A 26,089-nucleotide genomic window follows, 5' to 3' on the forward strand; every position below is an offset into this window, starting at 1 on the left:
AAAAGTGAAACCGGTTGTCCTTCTAGTTGACGATGAAAATACCATAAGGATGTTTTTGGAAAAAACCCTTAAAGATGACGGATATGAAACTTTCTCAGCGGCAAATGGCACTGATGCTTTACAGATTGTTGAGAAAGAGCTTCCTGATCTGGTTATTCTTGACCTCAAGCTTCCCGATATTAATGGTATGGAAGTGTTGGAAAAAATAAAGAAAAATTATCCGGAGATTACCATTATTATGCTTACAGCTTTTGGTGATATTAAAACCGCGGTTTCCGCAATGAGGAGAGGGGCATTTGATTTCATAACTAAACCCGTGAATCTGGAACAGTTGCTTTTCGTTGTTGAAAAGGGGCTTAATTCTCAAAGAATAAACCGGGAACTTATAAATCTCAGAAGACGTGTTGACCTGGATTTTGGCAAAAACTATGTGCCAAGCGCAAGTGAAAGAATGAACAAGATCTATAAGACAGTAAAAACAGTAGCAGGCAGCGGAACAACAACTGTGCTGATTCAGGGCGAGAGTGGAACAGGAAAAGAAATAATCGCCAATATGATTCATAATTTCAGCAAAAGAAGGGATAAGGCGTTTATGGAAGTAAACTGCGCGTCCCTTCCCGAAGAATTACTCGAAAGCGAACTCTTCGGACATGAAAGGGGGGCGTTTACTGACGCACATGAAAGAAAAAGGGGTTTACTGGAGTTAACAAATAACGGCACACTTTTTCTGGATGAAATAGGTGAAATGAGTAAAACGATTCAGGTTAAGTTTCTAAGAGTATTGGAAAAAATGACATTCAGAAGAGTAGGGGGGACAAAAGATCTGAGTGTTGATGTACGGATTATTTCGGCTACAAACAGAGACCTTGAAGAAGCCGTAGAGAAAAATGAGTTTAGGAAAGACCTTTACTACAGGTTAAAGGTGGTTCCAATAAATATTCCTCCCTTACGTGAAAGAAAAGAAGATTTGTACAATTTTATAAAGCACTTTTTAAATAGATTTAACAAGCAGTTTAACAAAAATTTCAAGGAAATCACAGATGAAGCCTTTGAAGCAATACTTCAATATAAATGGCCGGGTAATATTAGAGAGCTTAAAAATGCCGTAGAAAGGATCGTGCTGCTGGAAGATGACGAGGTTCTAAGAATTGAACACCTTCCGAGTAATATAACAGAAAATATTGTTAAGATCGAAGGTAAAAATAAAATTCTGCATAAGATAGAAACCGCTCTGAGTAAACCTTTCACCGAAGAAGGTGTTCCATTTGAAGAGTTGATCAAATCATTAGAAAGGGACTTGATCAGTAAAGCTATGGAAGAAGCAGATGATAATCAGTCTAGAGCGTCAAAGTTGCTTCGTTTAAACCGTGATAAGTTACGTTATAGATTGAAGAATCTGGATTTTAGTCAATATAATGATAGAGTGTAGGACGGCAATGGTAAAATTAAGATCGATAACAATAGCATCAGCTATTATCGCCGCCGTTTTGTCATCCTGCGGATATTATAGTACTACCAGTAGAACAGCAGGCGATATCAAGTATATTAGTGTTCCATATTTTAATAATGAAACACCTGAACCTAATATTGAAATAGAAATAACACAGAGAATTATTGACGGACTAATCAAAGATAATACACTGAAGGTAGTTTCTGACGAAGACTCGGATGCTATTCTGGAGGGCAAGATCGTTGAATACAGGAATGATCCCTTTACTTTTTCCAAAAACTCAGCGGAAAACATTCAGGCTGAACAATACAGATTAATAATAGGATTAAGGATTTCTTTGTTTAATCAGAAGAAAAACGAATATGTGTGGGAAAACAAAATAATTAAATCGCATGGAGATTATTATCTTGAATCCAGCGGAACTGTGGAACAGAATTACGAAAAAGCCTTAGAAAATATCTATACTGATTTAGTAAACGGAATACTATCAAATACAGTTCAGGATTGGTGATAATGGCTTCAATTCTCAGTAGATATAAGAAAATCTTCTCAAGTATAGACAAAAAAAAGAAATCTAATGTCTATCTACTAAAGGGAAGAGAGAAATTCATTATGGAACAATTTGAAAAAAAGATTGCATCTTCAGTCCTCGGCGGTGATGTTAAGAACGCGTTTAATTTAAGTGTTACATATGGACGCGATGTTGACATCGAAGAATTTATATCAGCAGCTAATTCCTTTCCTTTTATGGCGGGAAAAAAGGTTCTCGTTCTTAGAGAATTGGAAAACTTGCGCGGAAGCTGCAAAAAACTAACTGAATACTGCGGGGATCCTGTTGAAAGTAGCATTGTTGTCATTATATATAATACACATGATCAAACGGGAAGAAGAATTAAACCTCCCCGAGGTTTTCAGGAACTTGAAAAAACAGTTGAAAAGAACGGAACCGTTCTTGAATTCAGAAAGCTCTACGAAGGGGATCTGAGGCGCTGGATTATTCAGAAAGCCGGAAATATGGGGGTCAAAATAAGCCCGGAAGCGAGTAAAACTCTTGTTGAAAGAATAGGGGGAAATATTTATGATCTTAAAAATGAACTTGATAAACTTGCTATTGTCTATGAGGACAGAAAAGTCGACATAGAAGACCTTAGGCAAGTTATTGGTAATTACAGATTTAACGGGATATATGATTTAATAGACACACTCGAGCCGCAAAGAGAATCTGAAACACTTGAAATATTATTTAAGATTATTAATTCTGGCACTGAGAGACCTTCCGTGATAGTATATAATCTGATTAGAAACTTTATCACCCTGTTGAAGATAAAATATGGTTACAAATCCGGCGGCTATTGGTATGCTAAAAGAAGAAAACAGGCAAATTCCTTTACTAAAAAGGAAATACTTTTATGGCTCGAGAATTTGCGTGTGGCGGATTTGAAAATTAAAAGAAGCTCTCTACCTCAAAGCCTAATAATTATAAGCTGTTTTTTACATTCGTTTGAGAATGAATTATATGAAGCGGATAATAGTTTAGAGAGATTACGTGTTAGCTAGGACATGAATTATTTTATAGACGGAAGAAGGGAAAAATAAATAAATGAGTGGTAAAATCAAAGAAATTGTGGACGGCAACTTTAATAGTGTAATCAAAGAATCAAGACAACCGGTTGTAGTGGATTTCTGGGCGCCATGGTGTGTCCCGTGCAAACAGATTGAAAAGATAATAGAAGAAATGGTGGAAAAATACGAAGGCGCAATATCGTTCTGTAAAATTAATGTAAGTGATAATAATGAAACGACCAAGAAATATGAAGTAAGAAATATACCCCTTTTACTGTTTTTCGAAAATGGGAAATTGATAGACAGGATAACGGGCTCAATATCGAAGGAACTTATTGAGGAAAAATTGAGAAAACTTGTCAAATTGGTTTAAAAAATATTTTATCATATCTTACGTTGTTGAAAACCCGTCAGCATTTTATTTATATTGATAATACAAATTCTAATTGGATCAATAAGATACTAAAAGATACCCGATGAATATTATAAGTTTAGGGTGAGGGTAAAGCGGAGATCATGTGCTGGTTTGAGTTATACTAAAACAAGGAAGTGAGGCATTGAAGGATACATTTGATTTCAAAGAAGTAGAACAAAAGTGGCAAAAGCGCTGGGATAAGGTTTTTAATTGTGATTTGGAATTACGGGGTAATGAATACTACTGTCTGATGATGTTCCCGTATCCTTCCGGGAACCTTCATGTTGGTCATGGAAGAAATTACATTATAGGAGATGCTCTCGCCAGAATAAAAATGATGGAAGGATTCAATGTACTTGCTCCAATGGGATGGGATTCATTTGGACTGCCGGCGGAGAATGCCGCCATAAAAAACAAGATAAACCCCTCCGAATGGACAAATAAGAACATTAAAGAGATGAAGAATCAATTCCGTCGGTGGGGGGTTATTTATGACTGGTCTAAAGAATTAGCATCATGTGATCCTGCATATTACAAGTGGACGCAATGGTTATTTGTTCAATTATATAAATCAGGATTAGCATACCGGAAAGAAGCGTCTGTCAACTGGTGTCCATCTTGCAAAACCGTACTAGCAAATGAACAGGTTGTTAACGGTGAATGTGAAAGATGCGGTTCTTCTGTTAAATCAAGGAATTTAAAACAGTGGTTCTTTAAAATAACCGAATATGCCGATAAGCTGCTTGATGATCTTTCAAATCTCGATAACTGGCCTAAGCGGGTTCGCACAATGCAGAAGAACTGGATCGGTAAGAGTGAGGGTATTGAGATCAGTTTCAAGCTTGATAAATCAGATAAAATCCTCCCTTGTTTTACTACGAGAGTTGACACGATCTTCGGCGTAACTTTTATAGTTATGGCTGCCGATCATCCTATGGCGGAAAAACTACTTGAAATTGGCGGAAGAGAAGAAGGTATTGAATATATAAACCGTATTAAGAAATTGAAGATGCAGGACAGAGCTGAAAGTGGGAGGGAAGGGTTTTTTACAGGCTGTTACGCAATAAATCCAGCTACATCAGAAAAGGTCCCCATTTATCTTGCCGGTTATGTTCTTATGGATTATGGCACAGGGGTTGTGATGGGCGTACCGGCGCATGATCAGAGGGATTTTGAATTCGCGCGTGATGCTAAACTCAATATACCAGTTGTTCAAGTGATCAAACCTGATGACTCTGATCTTGAAGAATTAATGGAAGCTTATATCGGCAACGGGTCGCTGGTAAATTCAGATAAATATGACGGGCTTTCAAATTTAGAGGCAATGGAAGTAATTACTGATTCTCTGGAAAAGCAAGGTCTCGCGAAAAGAACTACCCATTACAGACTGAGAGACTGGCTTATTTCGAGACAGAGATACTGGGGAGCTCCGATTCCAATAGTGTATTGTGGCAAATGCGGAGTTAATCCAGTACCTGAAGATGAACTTCCAGTCTATCTGCCCGATAATGTTGATTTTACCCCGAGGGGAGACGGAAAAAGCCCATTATCTACTTCTGAAATATTTGTTAACACAAAGTGTCCCGTGTGTGGAGGTCCCGCGAAAAGGGATACCGACACAATGGACACGTTCGTTGATTCCAGTTGGTATTTTTTGAGATATTTATCGCCAAATGATTCAAGTAGACCCTTTAACAGAAAAATTGCAGACAGGTGGTTGCCCGTCGATCAATATATAGGCGGAGTTGAACACGCTATATTGCATCTTTTGTATTCACGATTCATCGTAAAGTTCCTCTACGATAAAGGCTTTGTTGGTTTTGAAGAACCTTTCAAAAACCTGTTTACGCAGGGGATGATAACAAGAAACGGCTCTAAGATGTCTAAGAGCGCCGGTAATGTAATTAGTCCAAACGAACTTATTGATAAATACGGCGCGGACACTGTCAGGATATACACTCTATTTATCGGTCCTCCGGAGAAGGATGCGGAATGGAATCAGCGCGCGGTTGAAGGCGCATGGCGGTTTGTAAATAGAGTATGGCGCATATATTCTAATAATGAAGACATTTTTAAAGGTTTTGCTGCGTCTGAACATAAGAAAACGGATACTCTTGATCCGAAATCTATGCAGGACTCTCAGCTTGAACTTTACAGAAAAGTTCAGCAAACAATATCCAAAGTAAAAAGAGACGTTTTAAGCGGCAGTTTTCATTTCAACACCGCGATAAGCGCTCTGATGGAGCTCACAAATGAAATTTATAATTTTATCGATACCGATTCGGGATTATCTTCGAGTGATGAGTATTCCGTGAATTTGTTCAGGTATTCTTACCACAATCTTTTGATACTTCTTGCTCCGATTGCTCCTCATCTATGCGAGGAATTGAGAGAACTTTGCGGATATGGATCCACTGTTTTTAAGGAAAAATTACCCGTTGAAGACGAGCGTTACATGGAAGAAGATACTTTTACACTTATAATACAGGTTAACGGTAAGGTAAGAGCGAGAATTGACGTCGATTCAGAAAGCGATGAGGAAAAATTAAAAGAGATAGCGCTTGAGAATGAAAGAATTAAAAAGTACACGAATTCTGGTAAAGTAAAGAAGATTATAGTGGTTCCCAATAAGTTAGTAAATATAGTAGTATCATAAATATACAATAATAACCTAAGAACACTTATAAAGCTATTAGCAATATAGTATATTTATATTGGTTAACATAATATATATTATACGACATTATGGAATCATAATCACATCAGCTGAAAGTACTTTTGTCTATACTCTCTATCCCTTCAGGATATCTATTTTGAGTTGTATTTCCCTCTTGGCAAGACCTTCTTTAAACTCTCGAGCTTGTTCCAATAACTCGACAGCTTTTCCCTTCTTTCCGGCAAGCTTATATAATTCAGATGCTTTCTCAAGAAAACTTCCATCTTTTCCTGTTGAAGATTCTTTCTCGGAAAGTTCAACATACATTTCCGCGGCTTTTTCAAAATCACGTTCGTTCTCATAGGCTATAGCGATAGCTATCTTCGACGGTTCTTTATAGAACGAGTATTCATTGCAGTTATTTAAATAATCATTAAAATAATCTGTCGCGTCTGTGTTTCTGCCTTCAGCGAGGGCGCATTTGCCGGCAAAATACCTTGCGAATACACCATATTTACTATTGCCGTAAGCATTTTTAACAGATCTGAAAATATCTTCAGCGGAAGTTGTCTCGCCTTGTCTGTAAAGAGTAAGTCCCTCTGAGAACCTGTTTATACTTTGGATCTTGGATTCTTCCGCGTGGTTGGAATACCACACAATACCTGAAACGATTATAATAACGACAATTACAGCAGCAAATAAGTAATTCTGGTGTGTTTTTATGTATTCATGGGCTTTAACAAAGAAGGAGACAAACGCGTCTTCCCTTATCTCTTTTCTCGTCATTCTGTTTCTCAATTCTGCTACCTCCCTTTATTAAATTAAAATATATAGTTATTCTCGATTTTACAAGTTATTAATAAAATTAATCACTTTATAATAACGTGGAGTTTCCCCAATTTTTATAACCTATAAGGTAGTCGATGATTTGTAACAGTATGCAGCTGATTAATATTTTCAAAATCGTGGTCGATTTCCCCGGCGAGGGAATCGTACGCTCTGCGCCTTGGGCTCGCTCTTTCTGCCCCTTCGGGCCAGAAATCCTTGCCCGCTCGCCACTCGGCGAGGGTTTTGAAAATATCAATCAGCCGCACTCATCAGCAATGAAAGCCCTATTCCACTTACCAATCCTGATAACTGATTGTATCTCGCAATGTTATTATAATACTTGCCGAATTTTCAGAGGGAACTCCAAATAATAACTAATTGACATTATATTTCTGTTATGAGAAACTGGAAACTACTATATAAGGAGTAAAAATGATCAGATTTATAAGAAGCGGTATAATCGCTGCTGCGTTACTGATCATTATACTAGGGTATTTTGGACTAGAAGATTTCTTAGAATCCCCTTCTCTCGGAATCAAAGACCATAACCTCGAAATCATAGAAATTGAAGAAGACGGGTCTAACCTTAACTCATCACTGAAAATAGGCGATCTTATCGTAGCTGTTAACGGTACCAGGGTTAACAATATGAATCACTATAAATACTTGATTTTCAGAAATACTAACTTAATCCCCTTTATTTTTACAGTTAAGCGAAACGGTGAACTTATAGATATCAAAGTAAGAGTTGAAAAACGATCGATCGCCAAGAAACTTCAAAGATTCGGGTTAATTATCTCCGCGTTGAGCTTTATTACGGCGGGTTTTGTGGTTATTCGAAAACGCAGTGATATTATGGGGATTCTTTTCTCGATGAATTGCCTTGTGATGGCCTTTCTTTTTACGGACAGACCGGTTGTATCGTCAGATATTCTTCATATCGGCGGAGAGTTGATATATGACCTTCTGTTTATTTTTATGCCGGCCTTTTTCCTCCATTTCTTTCTCATGTTCCCGGGACGTGTTATTAAAACGGGAAGCACACGTTACAAAGCGGAGAAATACCTCTACTACCCGCCTACTATAATATACGCTATAAGTTTTATTCTCTCTCTAGCTAACTATAATTCCACAGTCAGCAGGTCTATTATTCATTTTCACGAAACTATTACATCTTTATACTGGATGTTCTACGCGATATTAATCCCCGTAATTTTTATTCGGTCCTACAGGGCTTCCCCCAAAGCACTCAAAACAAAATTCCGGATAGTGATTTTCGGCGTTGCTACAGGAATACTTCCAATGGCGGTGATGCTTTTTGTTATGCATGTCAAACCAATTTCTGTCTCTTACAATTATCTGTATCTCTCCTGGATTTCACTGTCGTTTATTTCAATAGCTTTTAGTTGGGCGATTCTAAAACAAGACGCGTTTAATCTGAGATTGGTTTTAAAGAGAGTGATCGTATATCTCGTTATTCCGCTGCTATTTACAGCAGTTTATTATGTTATCAATCAAATATCGGAAAGTAAAACCGCTCAGCTTCTTGATTTGAATCAGTACTATTTTTCGGCAATAGCGATAATCTTTTTCGCGGTTATCTTCGTTCCCGCGAGATCTATGGTTTTCAGTATATTTGACAGATATTCCTACCACAAGCGCGGAGATTTAAAGAGATCCCTCATGGAATTTTCACATAATATCCGTTCGTATAAAAGCGCTGAAGGGATTATAAGTTGTGTTGCAATAGAGATAGTAAGTATCTTTCAGCCTGAAAGTGTCCAGGTATTCTTATCAAGAGATGACTTTCATTTTGAGCTTAGTTATATATATCCGGAGGATAAAGAAATAGTAGTAAAAAAACTGCCTAAGAAAATTGAATTGCTCCGTGAGACCAAAAAAAAGAAATCCCCTTTAATGCTTGAATATTTTGACTCTATGTGGGTCAAGTATAAGTTCGATAGAATTTCGCGCGAATTTGTCAATTTAAACAAAAATTCTACTATTGTAGCTATATCAGTAGATGATGTTTTGAAAGGGTTTATTTTAGCGGGGCCTAAAATATCCGGAGGCATATATACGAGCGAGGATTCGGAACTGCTGAATTTTCTTGGAGAGAGAACTGCCGCTTCTTTGAGAAATTTGGAATTATCTCGTATCAACCTCGAGAAAGATGAACTCGATAACGAAATCAGGATAGCAAGCGTAATCCAGAAGAAACTTCTACCGGGTTCACCCCCCACTCTGCGCGGGGCGCAAATCGCGGCTAAAATCAAAACAAGCAAGCAAGTTGGAGGAGATTTCTACGATTTCTTCGACATGGGGGCGGGGATTACAGGGCTCGCTGTATCAGATGTCGCCGGGAAGGGAATACCCGCTGCTTTCCTCATGTCCACGATTCAGGCTTCTCTAAGTGCTCAGACTCAGTTAAAACGTAAATGTGCCGATGTAGTTTACTACTTGAATAACAACCTATTTGAAAAGAGCGACACTATTCGCCATGCAACTTTATTCTATGCTCTATACGATGAACGAACAGGTATACTCAATTATACAAACGCTGGAGCCGTACCTCCGGTAATTATCAAACGAAACGGTAAAATAGAAAGATTGAAAAGAGGGGGCCTTGTTCTCGGGATTGAAAAAAATACTACCTATCTTGAAGGGGCGGTCAAATTAAAGAGTGGCGATCTGCTCGCGGCGTTTACGGATGGAGTAATTGATCAGGAGGATGATGAAGGGAATTATTTCGGATTCGAAAGATTTCTTGGATTCATGGTTGAGAATTACCGGCTTAGTTTAGATAGATTGATTGATAAATTATTCGACTGCTTAGAGGATTTTGGCAATAAAAAAATAAAGGACGATACTACGGTTATAATTTTAAAAAAGAATTAAAACTTAAATAAATATCACAGGTATTCTGAGGTTAATCTTATAATCCTATATAAACTATAGTATAATTATACAATTATAGGTTACCGCGCATCTTTATAATTATATATATTTTCTATTACTGCAATAATACTGTGAATGAGTGGCATTTTACCGGCCACTCTATTTATTAGATTTGTGAAATTGTAAACCGTAAGATTATATAAATACTGTATAATCTATTCCCATAAGTATATGTAATTACTTAAATTTTGATAGATCAGTTATTTTGCATAATTATTATATCCTCCATATTCTGTTGTCCGGCACAATAAATGCGCCTTGAAGAAGTAAATAACTTAATGAGGAATAAGTTATTTTGGAATATTTTTCGTAGTTGGCCAGTATAGATTATAATTAGCAGGAGGTGAAAAATGTTACCTATATTTCTGATAATTGATCTATTGTGGTGGCTGAAGTAAAGCAGCAAGCAGATTGCACTGGTTATTAAATTTAAATATTCCCGATGAGATGGGGTGTCTTACCGGGAATATTTATTTTTTTATCTATATTAATAATCCGGCATAATAAAAAAGCATTTTAAAAACGCCCCCGGCATGACTCGAACATGCGACACCCGGTTTAGGAAACCGATGCTCTATCCGCCTGAGCTACGGGGGCAAATTAACGATAATATCAAATAGTATTTTAATGATTTAACACTAAGATGGCAAATAAAATTGCTCAATAAATCACTAATGAAAACACTTTTCTATCACTGAGTTTTTTTCTGCCTTCAAGATCTGAAAGTTCGATCAGAAAACATAATTCTTCCACTTCACCGCCAAGTTTGTCGATCATTCTGCAAGTTGCCGCAGCTGTTCCTCCTGTCGCGAGTAGATCATCGATAATAAGTACCTTATCTCCCTTTTCTATCGAATCTACGTGCATCTCTAGACATTCTTCGCCATATTCAAGTGAATAACTTTCTTTTATTTTCTTTGAGGGCAATTTCCCCTCTTTCCTGACCAGAATTAAAGCCTTTTTCAATCTTGAGGCCAATACAGAACCGAATATGAACCCTCTGGATTCTATAGCGGCAATTTTGTCTATTTCACGATCTGAGTATCTGTGGTAAATCCTTTCGCATATCTCACTGAATACTTCATTGGAAAGAAGCAGCGGCGTGATGTCGCGGTAGAGTACTCCCTTTATCGGAAAATCAGCTATGCTTCGAATCACTTCTTTCATATCAATTTTCACGTTTTCTCCTCTGTTATTCTTCTTGAGAATCAATCAACAGCTTCAATTTACCTAGCGCACGCTTCTCGATCTGCCTTACTCTTTCTCTTGAAACATTTATTCTTTCCCCAATGCTGGCAAGTGTATGTGTTTCCCCGTCGAGAAGACCATACCTGATTTTCAATATATACTTTTCCCTTTCAGATAATCTTTCAATTATATCAGCCAGTTCTTCATTCTCGATTTGTCTTAGAATTATTTTTTCCGGGTTTACGTCATCTTCAACCTGAAAATCGTCAGCCAGTTGATTGTACGTATCAATGCTGCTGGACATATCGAGCGCCTTTATATTCATTATAAGTTCTTCGAGCATTATAAATTTATTTCTGGATATTCCGAGTTGTTTTATTTGTTCATCAATGTCTAGATTGTCCCTGCTATTCTTTAATTCGAAGTAACTGCTGATCAATTTTAATATGTGGATGGGAATTCTGATAGTGCGGGAATAATTTGAAACTGCTTTGGAAATCGACTGCTTTATCCACCATGAGGAGTATGTGCTGAAACGGAACCCCCTTTCGGGATCATACTTATCAACAGCTTTAATAAGCCCCATATTCCCCTCTTCTATAAGATCCAGGAAAGAGATATTATATGTTCGGTATGATTTGGCAATACTTATTACGAGTCTCAAATTACACATAATGAGTCTTTTTTTGGCTTCTTCATCACCCTGTTGAACCTTCCTTGCCAGATCTATCTCTTCTTCTTTTGTCAGCCTCGGATATTTACCCACTTCAAGGAAATATCTCTGCTGAAAATCTTCAATATCCTTTATTTTTTTCATAAGGTTCTTTTTTTAAAGGGTCCTGTCTATATATAAGATCGGATTTACGGCATTACCTTTCACGCGGATTTCAAAATGAAGATGTGTTCCGGTTGTTCTTCCGCTCTTACCGGCTTTTCCTATTTTTTGACCGATTTTTACGTAATCTCCCATTTTGCAAAGTATCGAAGAAAGATGTGCGTAAATTGTGTGAATACGTTTTCCGTGATCTACAATTATGATTTTACCGTAGCCATTCCTTCTGCCGGCGAAGGCAACTTTACCCGAAGCGGAGGCGACAACAGGTTCACCCATTGTTGTGTCAATGTCAATCCCGGTGTGACGTTCCTTATATTTATAATTTGGACTGTTTCTAACTCCGAAACTGCTTGTAATCCTCCCGGCACTGTAGTTATTTACGGGGGGAGAAAATTTAATAGCTATATACGGGTTCGGATTATTAGTGGTAGAAATCTTTTTTTTGCTGCTTCTTCTTCCCAGTTTGCCGTGGTAAATTGGAGCTTCGGAACAACCGAAATAGAAAAGCAGCACGGCGGTTATTAATAATGCCCTTTTTGTTGGATTTTCGTTAAACATATTCACTTTGGGAATAATCTTTTTATCAATAACACTGACAACTTCTCTTTAGTGAAAATGGTCGGGGCGACTGGATTTGAACCAGCGACCTCCTACTCCCGAAGCAGGCGCGCTACCGAACTGCGCTACGCCCCGACAAAATCATTGCCATGCTAATTATAATTCACCAGCTTGAATGAATCAACTTCAAAGCCTTATAAATCAACCTTAAGTGATTAAATGCCCCAGAAGGAAATAACACCGAGGCTGGCCAATGTGACTATAGTTCCTGATATAAAGATTCCGGCAATTATAGCAGGGATCGCGTGCCTTAAAGGAATTCTAAATATAAAAGCTGCCGCGCAACCCGTCCAGGCGCCAGTCACGGGAAGAGGTATAGCCACGAACAAAATTAGCCCTAAAGCTTCAAATCTTTCTATTAATTCACTTTTACTCCTGGTTCTTTCAAATAACCAGGTAAAGAAACGATCGAAGAAACTATAGCGATTTGACAGCGATTCCGAAATTCTACCCAGGAAAAGCAGTATAGGTATAACGGGAAGAAAATTACCGGCAACTGAAATAATGTAGGCCTTTTGCCAGCTTATACCGATTGCCAGGGCGTATGGAATAGCACCGCGAAGCTCTGATATGGGAAGTGAGGCTATAAAAAAAACAATAAATTCTGCCGGGATTCTGCCTAAAGCTTGAAACGCTGCACTCAATATCTACTCCCTTAAATCCTGTAAAGATGGAAATTCTATTTTAATTATAAGTAAGCAATCATAGTACCAGATAATAAATAATTGAAAGATTCTCATTCTAAGAAGATTATTAAAAGCTGCCCCAATCCCAACTTTCCAATTCCGGTATTCTCTCTTTATCCGTCATTGAGATTGATATAGGAGTAACGGAGACGAATCCGGATTTGACAGCCTGGAAATCTGTTTTATCCTCGTCCCTCCAGCCGGGTTTTCCACCCCCTATCCAATAGTAATTATCACCCCTTGGATCCTTTTTTGCAATTATCATGTCATTATAGACTCTTGAACCAAGGCTGGTTATTTTAATACCTTTAAATTTATCTTCTCCGATATAGGGGATATTTACATTAAGAAGAAGTTTATCATCAATAGTTTTCTGTATCATCTTCCTCACAAGCATTCCGGAAACGCTGGATGCAACTGTGAAATCCCTATTCTTGCGGGAAGTAACAGATATAGCTATCGAATTTATTCCCAGAATATAACCTTCTATAGCAGCGGCAACAGTACCTGAATAGATAACATCTTCTCCCATATTAGGACCATGATTAATCCCGGAGACAACTATATCCGGCTTACTGTCCATAATGCCGTATACCGCCATTATAACGCAATCTGCCGGAGAACCGGTCACGCTGAACCAGGAATTACCGTACTCATGAACTCTTAACGGTTTATTCAGTGTTATAGAATGACTTGATGCGCTGCGTTCGACTTCAGGGGCTATTACTATAACATTGCCTATACTACTTAGAATATCTACGAGAGCTCTAAGACCGGAGGCCCTTATACCGTCATCATTTGTGACTAGAATATTTATGTTATCCTTCATAACTTCCCGTTAACTTTCCAGCAGCTCATATTTACCAGTACTTGTATTCCTGTATCCTTTTAGAAGTAGGATAGAGAGTAGAATCTACCAGAAAAATCTCCTTAAAACCAGCGATAAAAACCTGTATGTATCAATAAATGGATTTATTTTGCTTTTTTCTTCCGAATAGATAGTATCGATGTAAATAAAACCTATTTTTGCTTCTTTTTTCGCTGCTTTCAGAAGCAGTTCACTCTCTGTATCAAAGTGAGTGCTCTTAAAAATCATATTTCTTATTATTGATGTTCGGATGAGTCTGTATCCCGACTGGCTATCTGGGATTTTTGATCCCGTTAAACTGCTTATAATAAGAGATGTAATTTTATTGCTGAGTCTTCTCAAAGCGGGCATTCGGGCAGTCTTATTCATCCTGTTTCCGATAATTATATCAGCGCCGGTTTCCAAAAACTTCGTAATAAATTTCGGTATATATGAAGGGTTATGCTGGCCGTCTCCATCTAGAGTAATTAGGGCGGAAATATCAGGAGAATTCTTGATTTCATTAAACCCTGTGATTAAAGCTCTGCCCTTTCCGTAATTTTTTTCGTGACTGATCACTTTTACTCCAAGTTCTGCCGCCATATCAGCTGTGCCGTCATCTGATCCGTCATCGATAATAAGGATATTTTCCAATTTAATATAGTTTTTGACTTCTTTGACAACCGCTGTTATATGGTCACTTTCATTATAGACGGGAATTACCACAGCAATATTTTCATAGCATTTTTCCATAATAATTACTGTAAACAAAGAGTTATAACATAAAAGCTATTCTGTGTTTTGAATTAAAAATGGTCGGGGCGACTGGATTTGAACCAGCGACCACTTGCCCCCCATGCAAGTGCGCTACCGGACTGCGCCACGCCCCGACATGCAAACAATTTAACCTTTGCCATTAATAATTACAAGATAAATCTCTAATAGCAAGTAAGTTAAAGAATCCGGTTATTTCGAATGAGACTATAATTCATCAATCATTTTTTTTAGCTCGGCGAGTTCCTTTTTTACTGAAAGAAGAATCTTGCGATTCTGCGGATCAGAAAAGGGAATATTCAGCTGTTCAATAAGAACATCGGGGTTGTTTCCTGAATCTTTGAGTTTCTTTCTCGCGCCGGAGATGGTGAAACCGTTTTCATGAAGGAGTTTTTGTATACTTAGAAGGTATTTTATATCTCTGATTCTGTAGGTTCTGTTTCCAGCTTTGCTCCTTCTTGGCTTTAGTACCGGAAATTGAGATTCCCAGTAACGAAGCACATGTGCTTTAACACCGACAAGCTTACTAACTTCCCCTATTGAATAGTACAATTTGTTATTGAATTTTGTCATAGTTGTCTACCCTTTATCCGAGGGGCTTTCTTATATCAATACATTTCCTTCTTTGCTTTTCTAAGCATTAAATCTCTCATAGCTTTTCTGGGATTTTTTCTGTGAAATAGAACACTGTAGACCTGTTCTGCTATTGGCAATTCAACACCCTCTGCTGAACCTAATCTCACAGCAGCTTTCGTGGTTTTGACACCTTCGGCTACCATTACCATATCCCCCAGAACCTCCTTTAAACTTTTACCTTTGCCGATTTGTTCTCCCACATACCGATTTCTACTGTGTCTGCTCATGCAAGTGGCTATCAAATCTCCAATACCGGAAAGCCCGCTTAAGGTTTCTTTTCTGGCGCCAAGTTTTTTGGCGAGGCGTTTTATCTCAGCAAGCCCCCTTGTAATAAGAGCCGCCTTTGTATTATCTCCATAACCCAGACCGTCACATATCCCCGCTGCTATAGCTATTGTGTTTTTAAGAGCAACGCCGAGTTCAACGCCTATGATATCAGTGTTAGTGTAAACGCGGAAATTCTCAGTCATGAAAAGATTCTGTATCTTTTCAAGTACAGGTCTATTTATTCCTGCTACTACCACAGAAGTCGGCATCTTTCTACTTACTTCTTCGGCATGGCTTGGTCCGAGAAGACAATTTATCAGCCTCTTACTCTGGGGAAGTTCCTGACTGAGAACGGTACTCATACGGCAAAGGGTTTTATTCTCGAGTCCTTTAGCGGCGTCAATTATGATAGAATTTTTATCAAAATTCTGCTGGGAAGCTGTTAGACGGGCTACATCCCTTATAGTGTGACTGGGTGTAGCAAATACAATATATTTTGAATTCTCAAGGGCCTCGTTCAAATCCGATGTTATCTTAATAGACCAGGGTATGGAAATTCCAGGAAGAAAACGTTTGTTTTCATGGTCCCGTCTTATTGCTTCCGCGAGTTTTGGGAATTTTTCCCATAGAATAACATCATGACCATTCTCATTCAGCAGTATAGCAATGGTAGTCCCCCAACTTCCGGAACCTAATACGGTAATCTGTTCTTTCTTTCTTTCTTTGCTTTTTGAAGTGGTCATTTAAAATATCCTTTTTTCCGTACCCAGTTTAAGTCTTCTTATATTAGATCTATGCTTGTATATTACTGCTGTTGCAACAATTATAGAGAGAGCAATTATTACAATACTTGTTTCATATCCGAAGAACAAACGCATTAATATCAGTGAAATAGGCAAAAATAATGCCGCTGACATACTTGCAAGTGACACAATTCTTGTAAAAAAAAGAAGTAAGAGCCAGACAACCAGGCATATAGCGACAGCGAAAGGTGCGATCGCGAGAAAAACCCCGGTTGTGGTTCCGACTCCCTTGCCTCCGGAAAATCTGACAAATATAGAATAATTATGACCGAGAACAGCAAAAAATGCTGCTAAAGCAATAAATGTACTGCTGTCAATACCAAATAAAGAAACAGCTTTAACGGCCAGAAAACCTTTTCCTATATCGATTATCAGCACAGGTACAGCCGCTTTAGCTCCCAGCACTCTGAATGTATTTGCGGCTCCTAGATTTCCGCTACCGAATTCCCTGAGGTCAACACCTTTTAATATCTTTCCGAGGATAAAGCTTGTAGGTATGGATCCCAGTAAATAACCAGATGCAGAAACAAATAAAATATTTACTAATAATTCCATCCTAGTGCTCCCTTGATCTGAATCGGATTCTAACAGCTGTGCCTTCAAAGGTAAACACTTTTCTTATCTGATTATTGATATAACGTCTATAAGATCGAGGAAAATAGGAAGGATTGTTTACAAAGAGGGTGAAGGTAGGGGGCTTAGTGTCAGTTTGTGTTCCGTAGAATATTTTTCCAATTCCTCCTTTGTAATAGCCAGGTGGATTTATTGATGTGACTTTATTTAAGAACTTATTAAATTTTGCTGTAGGTATTGTTTTTATTCTCTCCCCTTGAATCTCAAAACATTTTGGTAGAATATTTCCTATTCTCGTTCCCGTCTTTGCCGAAACAGTAATGATAGGCGCATATTCTACAAATGGAATTGATTTATGAATAACTTTCTTGAAAGTGGGGTAATCTAGATCCTTCTTGTCTACAAGATCCCATTTATTCAGTAGAATTATAATTCCTTTTCTAGCTTTATGTGCCAGTGAAATTATTTTTATATCTTGTTTTGTTATCCTGTTATTTGAGACGTCAATAACTGCGAGTACAATATCGGCATTTTCCACACTTCTTTCACTTTTTAGGCTGGTAAGACCTTCCAGTCCCCTGCTCTTTTTTGATTTTCTCCTTATCCCAGCAGTATCAGTGATAACAACATCTTTGCCGTAATACTTAAAGCGGAGGTTTATAGTATCCCTTGTCGTCCCCTGTTCTTCAGATACGATATTTTCTTCCTTTCCTACCAGTTTGTTTACTAAAGAACTTTTGCCCACATTCGGTTTGCCAATCAAATCGATCTTAATGATATCATCATCGACTGAATGAAAAGTATCTTTAGGTTGTTGTAATCTGGATACTACTTCATCGAGCATGTCCCCTATTCCCCTGCCGTGGAGAGCACTTATTGTAAAGAGTCTGCTGAAACCGAGGGAATAGAAATCGTTTGATTCAATTTCATCATTCCCGCTCTCAACCTTGTTCACTACACATATAATCTTATTGCGCAGTTTCCTGACCGATTTAAGAAGCAACATATCTTCCGAAGTTGGACCTGTTTTCAGATCCGCAAGAAATATTATCACATCAGCGCTGACGGCTGAATTTACAATCCTTTTCCTTATTTCCTGCTGGAGCGTATCGTCACCTTCTGAGTCGAATCCACCAGTGTCAACAACTGTAAATTCTTTTCCGTTCCAGCTGGTCTTTTCTCTCATAGTATCTCTTGTTACCCCGGGGGCCGCGTGTGTTATCGCTTGCCTTCCGCCTACTATTCTGTTAAAAAGCGTTGATTTCCCGGAATTCGGTTTTCCTATTATGGCAACACTGCGGAGTTGCTTCATGATTCTTCCTTTTTATGTTTTAACTATAGTATTTTCCAGGAAATTGCTTTCCGGAACAATTATCTCTTTCTTCAATTCATCGCGAAGGTCGGCGATTGAATAGTTGTCAATCAACAGACCCTCATTATTAAAAGAGTTAGGCGGCAAAACAATGGGGCCGGAGATATTTTCGGATTTAGTGACCTTTTCAATAATATCCCTTCCGGATAGCAGGCCGGATACTGTAACAGAGTCTCCAAAGAGTTTGTTTGGTACAGATATCAGATTAATTTTAAGTCCAGCTAGATCCCTTTCGATGAGCGGTATTACGTATTCGCTAATCAGATTATATCCCATTTTCCCGGTAACAACGGTGAATTCGGATGCAATATTAGTTTGTCGTCTTAGGTTCTTGATTTCACTTCTTATCTCCTCTATGAATAGCCTTGACATTCCGACACCATTTGCCGACTGATCAAAATCTCCGTAATAATTATTGTCTGGAATCTTTTTCCCGGCGAGAAAAAAGAATTCGTCCGAAAGATAGAAAAACCTCTGATTTGTTTCAGGCCACCCCGTAAGCTGCCTGTCTTTATTTTCAGCCCATTCGAGAAGTTTCACGGCATTATCTTTATCGAAGCCTTTAATATCCTGAAGGTTTCTCCTGTGTTTCGTAAGTCCAATGGGAACGACAGCTACAGATTTACACGCGGGATAAAGTTCGGAGAGTTTATCAATGCTTTCTTCAAGTACCTTTCCGTCGTTTATGCCCGGAATTACTACTATTTGGGCGTGTATAGTAATACCTCCATCAGCTAAACCTTCTAATAATTCCAGAATATTATTAGGTATTGCACGCCCAAATAAATATTCACGAATACTTTTATTTACACAATGAACAGAAACATAAATGGGTGAAAGATGATAGTCTATTATTCTGTCAATCTCTTCTCTTCTTATATCATTCAAGGTAACATAATTACCGTAAAGAAAACTCAATCTGTAATCGTCATCTTTCTTGTAGAGTGTGCCTCTCAATCCCTTAGGCATTTGATCTACAAAACAAAAAATGCAATTACTGCGGCATTTAATAAAGTTCATTTCCTCAAATAGGACTCCGATTTTACTTAAACTGGAACTTTCTATAGTTTCCTTCATGATTCGGCCGTCATTTTTCTTTATAACAAGATCTATTTCGCCGATGTCATCCATGTGAAATATCATGTCAAGTTGATCTTCAACCGGGAAGGAATTAATCTTAATTATTTCATCGCCGGGATGAAAGATTTCTGTTTCATCCAAGACTTTTTTTATTCGTACTCCCATATTGTTTCTTCTATCCTTACATATAAAAACAGGGTTATTTTTCACCAAACATCAAATATTATGAAGAACAAGAAAAGAAAAAGCGGGCAACGGGATTTGAACCCGCGACCTTCAGCTTGGGAAGCTGATACTCTACCAACTGAGTTACGCCCGCGTAAGAATGAAAATATCAATTTAAGAACTCCCTGTCAAGTAGCTTGAGAGCAGCAGTATAGGGATCGGTCATTGAAGTATTAATCCAGGTGATTTTCTCTTCCTTTTTAAACCAGGTTATCTGACTTTTAGCGTATTGCCTCGTTCGCGCTGATATTTTTTCTTTCATCTCATTGTAATCAATAATATTGCGCAAACAGGATATCACTTCGGGATACCCCAGAGTTTGCATTCCCGGCCATTGGGGCTTTATTCCCGCGGCAAGAAGGTTTTTAACTTCATCAACCCATCCGTTCCCTATCATTTTTTCAACTCTGTTGTTTATTCTCTGATGAAGAATGGATCTTTCGGTATTAAGACCTATTTTCACAGATTGAAGATTGAATATGTCAGACTCATTTTGTTTTCTGATATGTTCACTCAGGGGTATGCCTGAAAGTGTATATACTTCGAGGGCTCTGGATATTCTATAAAGGTCATTTGGATGAATTCTTTCGGCGCTTTCTTCGTCACACTTCAGAAGCCGTTTGTAGAGCTCGGGAGTTTCCACATTAGTGATGCTTTCAGAAAACTCCTTTCGCTCATCCTCCGAAAGATTAATATCAAAGAGGCCGCGGAGAATGCTCTTAAAATATAATCCTGAGCCTCCCACCAGGAATGGGGTCTTTCCCCTGGAAAAAATATCGCCAATTATTTTTCTCGCTCTTTTGGAGAACCAAGCGGCATTAGACTTTTCATCAAGATCAAGAATATCAAGCATGTGGTGCGGCACCCTGCTACGGTCAAATTCTGTTGGTTTGGATGTTCCTATATTGATTCCCTTATATATTGTTTTTGAATCAATACAGACTATTTCCCCTTTTAACTTAAGAGCTAGTTTCATTGCCAGATCACTTTTGCCTATTCCGGTGGGCCCCATAATAATAATTGCTTTCATTTTTACTCCGTTTAAACTGATCGGTTAAAACGTTTTTCCAGATCAGAAAGATTCACGCGGAGTATTGTCGGGCGTCCATGAGGGCAGGTAAAGGGAAAATCTGTAGCGAATAGCCGGTCAACCAGGTTTTCCATCTCCTCTCTTGTGAGCTTTTGACCGAATCTTATAGCGGAATGGCACGCGAAACGTTTTAGAATTTCTTCAAGCTCCGTTTTATCTCTTCCTATCTCGCCAAGTATATCACGCAGAAGTAGTCCCTCATTCCAGTTTTTAACTCCGGCCGGGATACCCCTCACAACAATTGTCCTCATACCAAACGGCTCCACTTCGAATCCGATACGGGGAAGTATTTCCCAGTAATCTTCGAACTTCTTATATTCCCCGGGAGTCAACTCAATTGTTGCGGGAAAAAGCAATGATTGAATAGCAGGGGTATCCCCCGCTATGTTCTTTTTTGCCTGGTTATAAAGAATTCTCTCATGAGCAGCGTGTTGATCTATTATAACCATTCCTCCTCTGATCTGTATCAATATATAACTGTCATGAAGCTGCCAGTATAATTTTGTTGATTCGAAGGGACTTTTATCTTTACCTTTTTCAAAGAGGGATTCAGGGGATTCTCGAAAAACACCATCGTTCATGTCACCGTCAGCTTTGCTCGCTTTATAATATTCTATATTTGTAACAGAAGGTGATTCTTCTCTCCCCGTCTCTCGGATGTTTTTTGATTCATTCTCGGCGGGGAATATGCTTCTGTATACAGATTCTACCTTATTCTGGAATGAGATTGTTTTTTCCCCTTTTACAATATTCCGTATAGAAGAAAATATGAGACTGTGAATATCTCTCTCGTTTTTGAATCTGACTTCTGATTTTGTAGGATGTACATTAACATCTATCATATCAGGTGGTATTTCAAGAAATATAACGGCGACGGGGAAACGATTGTAGGGTATAACAGATTCATAAGCACGCTTTAAGGCGTATCCCATAACTTTGTTTGAGACGTATCTGTGGTTAACGAAAAAATGCTGTAATGTTCTGTTTCCTCTTGTTAATTCCGCGGAAGAAGTATAACCGAAGATTCTGAGCCTTCCACTTTCAGAATCGAAATAGTTTAGATCCCGGAATATGTCGCTCCCAAAGACGTCTTCCGTCCTGTCTTTAAGTTCAGCTGGATTAAAAGAAAATATTTCTCTGCCATTTCCATTCATAACGATACCGATTTGAGGGAAAGAAAGACTGAATTTTTGAACGAAGGCGGTAATTCGCCTGAGTTCGGCGGAATCACTTGATAGAAATTTCATTCTCGCGGGCAGGTTGAAGAAGAGTTGCTCGGAGATAACAGTAGTTCCCTCTTTTCTGGGTACCGGGCTTCTCTCTATGAATTTATCGCCCTTCCAGACCATCTTTGTTCCAACATCTTCACCACCCGACTTTGATACTATAGTAAGGCGGCTGACAGATTTTATGCTCGCTAAGGCTTCTCCTCTGAATCCAAGAGTTTTGATATTTTCTATATCGTTGAAATTAGAAATTTTGCTGGTCGAGTAATTATCCGTTGCCATAGCAATTTCTCCCTGAGGAATACCAACACCATTGTCCTTCACCTCGATATACGATTTCCCCCCATTCTTGACGGTTATAGAAATCTTTGTTGCGCCCGCATCCAGAGAGTTTTCTATCAGTTCCTTGACAATATTTTTAGGTCTTTCTATGATTTCGCCGGCTGCTATTTTCCCGGCGGTTTCTTCTGATAACGTTTTGATAGAAGCCAATAAATACCTCTTGTTCACAACTCAATTATTAACAAGACTCGCGAAGCGTGTTCTAAGATAACACACCTTATACAGGGCGGGCAACGTAAAATCTATCGAACAAGAAAAGATTCAACCCCCTTCTATAAAGACAGTTCCCCATATAGTTTATCGGTCGCGCTTGAATAAATTATCAAATTATCAGATGCGGCCAAGGTTTATAAGTACTGTGGCAGTTCCATCATATTCCGTGTTTACGTTGTAGCGGATAATAATATCTGAGTAATCATCGTCATTCAGATCGTAGACTGAAAGCCTCCCAAAGGCATTAACGTTTATTTCTACAGCAGCATCATCCGAGAATAATTTATCTTCATCCTCTACACCCCGGTATATTGAGAGTTCATCCTCATCAGTAGCATAAACAAAGTCTTTCCGTTTATCGCCGTCATAATCACCCTCGAGATTCATCGCGGGTGTATCGGTTTCTCCGGAGAAATCGATTTTGAGTTTTACTTCTTTTGAAAAATCAGGTCTTTCTGAAAAAGATCCATCTTTATTTAAAAGAAAGATATTAAAATTTATAGGCAACGATCTTGTAAGCAGTATGCGGATTATCGATGTAATACTTATCTTCACAGAAGGCATTATAAGATCCAGACGTCCGTCACCATTGACATCGCTGATCATGGTTTCAGCGGATGCTGTTCCCTCGGAAATTATAACCTGTTGCGGCGAATCACTGTAATCATCCGGGCTGCCGCGGAATATGTTCAAAACACCTCGTAAATTCGTAAGCCCCTTAGAGGTTTGTTTCGTTACGATAGCATCGGCGTATCCGTCCGCGTCGAGATCATTTATAGTTGTTGTCAGGTTGCTTGTGCCCTCTATTTTTTCCTTCCTCGTACGTACATCGAAATTTCTTTCTTTCTGAACCTCAGTAGAAAAACCACCATCATTCATCCTCAGATAAACGGAGAGTTTATCGTCGTTTGTTACTATTAAGTCGCGTTTGTCGTCATTGTTGTAATCAATCAAGTTGATCGAAGGAAATGAGAAAGAAGAAGTAAGTCCTGAAGTTATGAAAGTTTCATCTTTGAAAGAATTCCATTCCCTGACTCGTGTATCTATTTTTACGTTAACACTGTTTTGAGATGTAAAATCACCTGTAGAATCACGTGAAAAAATAGTTAAGCCGTCAAATCGAAATACGGCGATATCATCTCTGCCGTCTTCGTTCCAGTCTCTGACGAAGTTTACATGCGGAATATACGACCTGGATGGTGAAACCATCATACCTTCGACCGGAAAAATGACTGAAGGAGTATTGTTGTAGAAAGCACCGTCAATTGAGTAGCATCTTATCTCATTCGCGGTAGAATAGATTATCTCCTTCTTTTTATCACCGATAATATCCCCCGTATCGAATATTGAGGCGAGAGTGTCAATTTCCCAAGACTGATCTGCCGCAGGTGAAAAACCGTCATCCGGACTATGGTAAAAGATGGATATCCACCTTGATTCATCAGGGGATAATCCCTTTCTGTGTGTTATCAGAATGTCTTTTAAACCGTCAAAGTCGACGTCTTCAATATGTATATCCTGCAGCTTATCAGCTACTCCCAGTTTTGATATCAAAAAGTAATCTTTATCATCAGCTGAAGAACTTTCCGGAGTAATTATAAAAGTAAATATTACCAGACAAATATTTATTATCGCTTTCCTCATTAAACCTCTTTGTTTTGTCATTTTTGATCTTTACTCCCTAATCTTAGGATAACATATAATATTTCAAAATTTTATTTCCTTTTTTGTGATGAACAATTGTCCCGCTGCTATTGAAATGATCATATACACGCCTGAGACAGTTAACGTTTTCTTTATAAGCTCTGACCAGGAAAAAGGGAGAGGTAGGCCTTTGGCCATTGCGGTCATTTGTTCTAACGGGGATGAAATATAAGTGATCAATAAAAATCCTTTAAGTACGGGCAGGATCCCAATTACCATCATAAGAAAGCCAAAAGACAGTACAGTCGCTATTGACAAACCCGGTCGGCAGAATAGAGTTGAAATAGCGGAGGTAAAACAAACAACCGCGAACAAAGTCGATAGAGAGAGCGATAGAACAAGAAGAAGTCTCAAGCCAAGGCTCGACGCGGAATGAATAACGTAATTTTTCTCAACCAGATTCGTTAAACCAAATTTAATCCAGGAAAGAAATAATACAAGAATTGTCGAACAAAAAAGCAATAAAGCGGCAATAAGGCATAGATAAATAATTTTACCTGTAAGCCAAGTTCTTCTTGACACGGGACTTACCCAGACTGATTTAACCGTGCCCATTGCAAATTCATTAGAAATCTGAAACGAAGTAATAATAACGAGGGTAAGAACAATTATATTTATTAACCAGCTTAAGCTGGCAGATGTTACATAGAAACCGTTCGGCAGGCCAAAATAGTTCCTTAAGGCCGCGGCGCTCAAGCCGACAAAAACAAGAATGGTAAGCAGAAAAAATGCCGCTGGAACAACAAATCTCATTTTGTTCCTTCTGAGTTTGTAAATTTCAGTGGAAATAATTGCCGAAAAGTTACGATTCATAAATATCCTCCTTCGTTAGCCGGAGGAATACACTTTCCAGTGATTCTCTCTTTTTGTTAATCTTCTTTAGATCAATTGAATTCTCCCTTAAAAGCGCTTTGATATCATCGGTTTCCAGGCCGGGTTCAATTAGTTGTATCTTGTTATCTGATAGAGTAATTACGCCTTTGCCTTTAAAATGTTTTTTAAGTAACTTGACTGCCAAATCAGTATCATCTAAAACTAACTCGATTGTCTTCCCACAGGAAAGCTCGGACGGTTTGCCCGAAGCAACAATAATTCCTTTATTAATGATTATGATTTTGTCGCAGACCTGCTCTACTTCTTCCATTCGGTGTGAAGCCAGAAGCAGGGTTCTCCCCTCTTCGTGAGCAAGTCTGGGTAAAAACTCACGCACATTTGCAATACCGGCAGGGTCAAGGCCATTTGTAGGTTCGTCAAGAAGAAGCAGTTCCGGATTCCCGATAAGTGCTGAAACTAGACCCAGGCGTTGTTTCATGCCCCATGAATATTCTTTTACTTTTTTAGACTCCGTCCCTCTCAATCCGGCGAATGTTAGAAGCTTTTCAATATCTGTCGATTCTGTATTTCTCGACCATTTTGTAATTAATCTCAGGTTTTCCGAACCGGTAAGATATGGATAAAATGCCGGAGAATCAAATTGAACTCCCACCCTCGACAAAGCTCTTTTTTTATCCTTTTGAACATCTTTACCACCTATGAGTATTCGTCCCCGTGATGGTTTTAGAAGAGCGCAAATCAATTTAAAAGTAGTTGTTTTACCGGCCCCGTTAGGACCTAAAAAACCATAAACGCCCGGAGAATCCAGAACAATATTTATGTTTCTTAATGCCCTGGTTCTACCGTAATTTTTACTTAGATTCTCAATATTAAGTACAGGTGCTTTTCTGGTTATCATAATATAAT

At 38.5% G+C, this 26,089-nt stretch carries 23 protein-coding genes and 4 tRNA genes; 6 read left to right on the forward strand and 21 right to left on the reverse strand.

All coding sequences use genetic code 11. The features are described 5' to 3' along the window. Positions 1 to 4: 4 nt before the first annotated feature. The 5 genes from U5O15_04520 to leuS all read left to right on the forward strand — a co-directional run bounded on the left by U5O15_04520 (position 5) and on the right by leuS (position 6,084). Positions 5 to 1,429, forward strand: a complete 1,425-nt coding sequence (locus tag U5O15_04520) for a sigma-54 dependent transcriptional regulator (protein MDZ7859918.1) — start codon at positions 5 to 7, stop codon at positions 1,427 to 1,429. Beyond that, a complete protein-coding gene (locus tag U5O15_04525; protein ID MDZ7859919.1) occupies positions 1,416 to 1,961 on the forward strand; it encodes an LptE family protein in 546 nt (181 codons plus the stop codon). Before U5O15_04520 ends, U5O15_04525 begins: the two co-directional genes overlap by 14 nt. Positions 1,962 to 1,963: 2 nt before the next feature. After that, positions 1,964 to 3,007, forward strand: coding sequence for a DNA polymerase III subunit delta (holA, locus tag U5O15_04530; GenBank protein MDZ7859920.1), 1,044 nt, complete (start codon positions 1,964 to 1,966; stop codon positions 3,005 to 3,007). Between the two features lie 43 nt (positions 3,008 to 3,050). Beyond that, entirely contained in the window at positions 3,051 to 3,386 is a 336-nt protein-coding gene (gene trxA, locus U5O15_04535; GenBank protein ID MDZ7859921.1) for a thioredoxin, read from the forward strand. Positions 3,387 to 3,570: 184 nt separating this feature from the next. Beyond that, positions 3,571 to 6,084 (forward strand): leucine--tRNA ligase, encoded by a 2,514-nt coding sequence (gene leuS, locus U5O15_04540; protein MDZ7859922.1) that lies wholly within the window; start codon positions 3,571 to 3,573, stop codon positions 6,082 to 6,084. Between the two features lie 135 nt (positions 6,085 to 6,219). Here leuS and U5O15_04545 read toward each other — a convergent pair whose 3' ends face one another. Then, entirely contained in the window at positions 6,220 to 6,882 is a 663-nt protein-coding gene (locus tag U5O15_04545) for a tetratricopeptide repeat protein (GenBank protein ID MDZ7859923.1), read from the reverse strand. A 462-nt stretch (positions 6,883 to 7,344) separates the two neighbouring features. On the opposite strand from U5O15_04545, the gene U5O15_04550 reads away from it, so the two are divergent. Further along, entirely contained in the window at positions 7,345 to 9,810 is a 2,466-nt protein-coding gene (locus tag U5O15_04550) for a SpoIIE family protein phosphatase (protein ID MDZ7859924.1), read from the forward strand. Between the two features lie 583 nt (positions 9,811 to 10,393). Here the strand turns inward: U5O15_04550 and U5O15_04555 are convergent. The 20 genes from U5O15_04555 to U5O15_04650 form a co-directional block, all read right to left on the reverse strand. Beyond that, a tRNA-Arg gene (locus U5O15_04555) sits at positions 10,394 to 10,467 on the reverse strand. Between the two features lie 63 nt (positions 10,468 to 10,530). Further along, positions 10,531 to 11,043, reverse strand: coding sequence for an adenine phosphoribosyltransferase (locus U5O15_04560; protein ID MDZ7859925.1), 513 nt, complete (start codon positions 11,041 to 11,043; stop codon positions 10,531 to 10,533). A 19-nt stretch (positions 11,044 to 11,062) separates the two neighbouring features. Beyond that, on the reverse strand, positions 11,063 to 11,875 hold the full coding sequence (locus U5O15_04565; protein ID MDZ7859926.1) for an RNA polymerase sigma factor RpoD/SigA: 813 nt from the start codon (positions 11,873 to 11,875) through the stop codon (positions 11,063 to 11,065). Positions 11,876 to 11,887: 12 nt separating this feature from the next. Beyond that, a complete protein-coding gene (locus U5O15_04570) occupies positions 11,888 to 12,451 on the reverse strand; it encodes a M23 family metallopeptidase (protein ID MDZ7859927.1) in 564 nt (187 codons plus the stop codon). A gap of 58 nt (positions 12,452 to 12,509) precedes the next feature. Further along, positions 12,510 to 12,586: transfer RNA gene (locus tag U5O15_04575), tRNA-Pro, on the reverse strand. An 80-nt stretch (positions 12,587 to 12,666) separates the two neighbouring features. Then, positions 12,667 to 13,155 carry a small multi-drug export protein gene (locus U5O15_04580; GenBank protein ID MDZ7859928.1) on the reverse strand — a complete coding sequence of 163 codons (489 nt, stop codon included), beginning with the start codon at positions 13,153 to 13,155 and terminating at the stop codon, positions 12,667 to 12,669. A gap of 109 nt (positions 13,156 to 13,264) precedes the next feature. Further along, complete coding sequence (gene surE, locus U5O15_04585) at positions 13,265 to 14,026, reverse strand: 5'/3'-nucleotidase SurE (GenBank protein ID MDZ7859929.1); 762 nt, start codon at positions 14,024 to 14,026, stop codon at positions 13,265 to 13,267. 84 nt (positions 14,027 to 14,110) lie between these two features. Next, positions 14,111 to 14,815: a glycosyltransferase family 2 protein gene (locus U5O15_04590; protein MDZ7859930.1), complete on the reverse strand. Its 705-nt coding sequence runs from the start codon at positions 14,813 to 14,815 to the stop codon at positions 14,111 to 14,113. Positions 14,816 to 14,857: 42 nt separating this feature from the next. Next, positions 14,858 to 14,934, reverse strand: a tRNA-Pro gene (locus tag U5O15_04595). Positions 14,935 to 15,025: 91 nt separating this feature from the next. Continuing rightward, complete coding sequence (locus tag U5O15_04600) at positions 15,026 to 15,391, reverse strand: MerR family transcriptional regulator (GenBank protein MDZ7859931.1); 366 nt, start codon at positions 15,389 to 15,391, stop codon at positions 15,026 to 15,028. A 35-nt stretch (positions 15,392 to 15,426) separates the two neighbouring features. Next, the gene (locus tag U5O15_04605; GenBank protein MDZ7859932.1) at positions 15,427 to 16,464 is read right to left on the reverse strand and encodes an NAD(P)H-dependent glycerol-3-phosphate dehydrogenase; all 1,038 of its coding nucleotides are present in this window, start codon (positions 16,462 to 16,464) and stop codon (positions 15,427 to 15,429) included. Next, on the reverse strand, positions 16,465 to 17,079 hold the full coding sequence (plsY, locus tag U5O15_04610; protein ID MDZ7859933.1) for a glycerol-3-phosphate 1-O-acyltransferase PlsY: 615 nt from the start codon (positions 17,077 to 17,079) through the stop codon (positions 16,465 to 16,467). It lies immediately after the preceding gene. A gap of 1 nt (position 17,080) precedes the next feature. Then, positions 17,081 to 18,409, reverse strand: coding sequence for a ribosome biogenesis GTPase Der (gene der / locus U5O15_04615; GenBank protein ID MDZ7859934.1), 1,329 nt, complete (start codon positions 18,407 to 18,409; stop codon positions 17,081 to 17,083). A 12-nt stretch (positions 18,410 to 18,421) separates the two neighbouring features. Further along, positions 18,422 to 19,714 (reverse strand): DUF512 domain-containing protein, encoded by a 1,293-nt coding sequence (locus tag U5O15_04620; protein MDZ7859935.1) that lies wholly within the window; start codon positions 19,712 to 19,714, stop codon positions 18,422 to 18,424. An 81-nt stretch (positions 19,715 to 19,795) separates the two neighbouring features. Next, a tRNA-Gly gene (locus U5O15_04625) sits at positions 19,796 to 19,868 on the reverse strand. A gap of 15 nt (positions 19,869 to 19,883) precedes the next feature. Further along, the gene (gene miaA, locus U5O15_04630) at positions 19,884 to 20,804 is read right to left on the reverse strand and encodes a tRNA (adenosine(37)-N6)-dimethylallyltransferase MiaA (protein MDZ7859936.1); all 921 of its coding nucleotides are present in this window, start codon (positions 20,802 to 20,804) and stop codon (positions 19,884 to 19,886) included. Positions 20,805 to 20,815: 11 nt separating this feature from the next. Next, positions 20,816 to 22,582 carry a DNA mismatch repair endonuclease MutL gene (mutL, locus tag U5O15_04635; protein MDZ7859937.1) on the reverse strand — a complete coding sequence of 589 codons (1,767 nt, stop codon included), beginning with the start codon at positions 22,580 to 22,582 and terminating at the stop codon, positions 20,816 to 20,818. Positions 22,583 to 22,762: 180 nt separating this feature from the next. Continuing rightward, a complete protein-coding gene (locus tag U5O15_04640) occupies positions 22,763 to 24,289 on the reverse strand; it encodes a VCBS repeat-containing protein (GenBank protein MDZ7859938.1) in 1,527 nt (508 codons plus the stop codon). A 63-nt stretch (positions 24,290 to 24,352) separates the two neighbouring features. After that, complete coding sequence (locus U5O15_04645) at positions 24,353 to 25,162, reverse strand: ABC transporter permease (protein ID MDZ7859939.1); 810 nt, start codon at positions 25,160 to 25,162, stop codon at positions 24,353 to 24,355. After that, on the reverse strand, positions 25,152 to 26,081 hold the full coding sequence (locus U5O15_04650) for an ABC transporter ATP-binding protein (GenBank protein ID MDZ7859940.1): 930 nt from the start codon (positions 26,079 to 26,081) through the stop codon (positions 25,152 to 25,154). The genes U5O15_04645 and U5O15_04650 overlap by 11 nt, the downstream gene beginning before the upstream one ends. Positions 26,082 to 26,089 lie beyond the last annotated feature (8 nt).

The organism is Candidatus Krumholzibacteriota bacterium (genome assembly GCA_034520215.1).
Lineage (GTDB): Bacteria > Krumholzibacteriota > Krumholzibacteriia > Krumholzibacteriales > WJIX01 > JAGHBT01.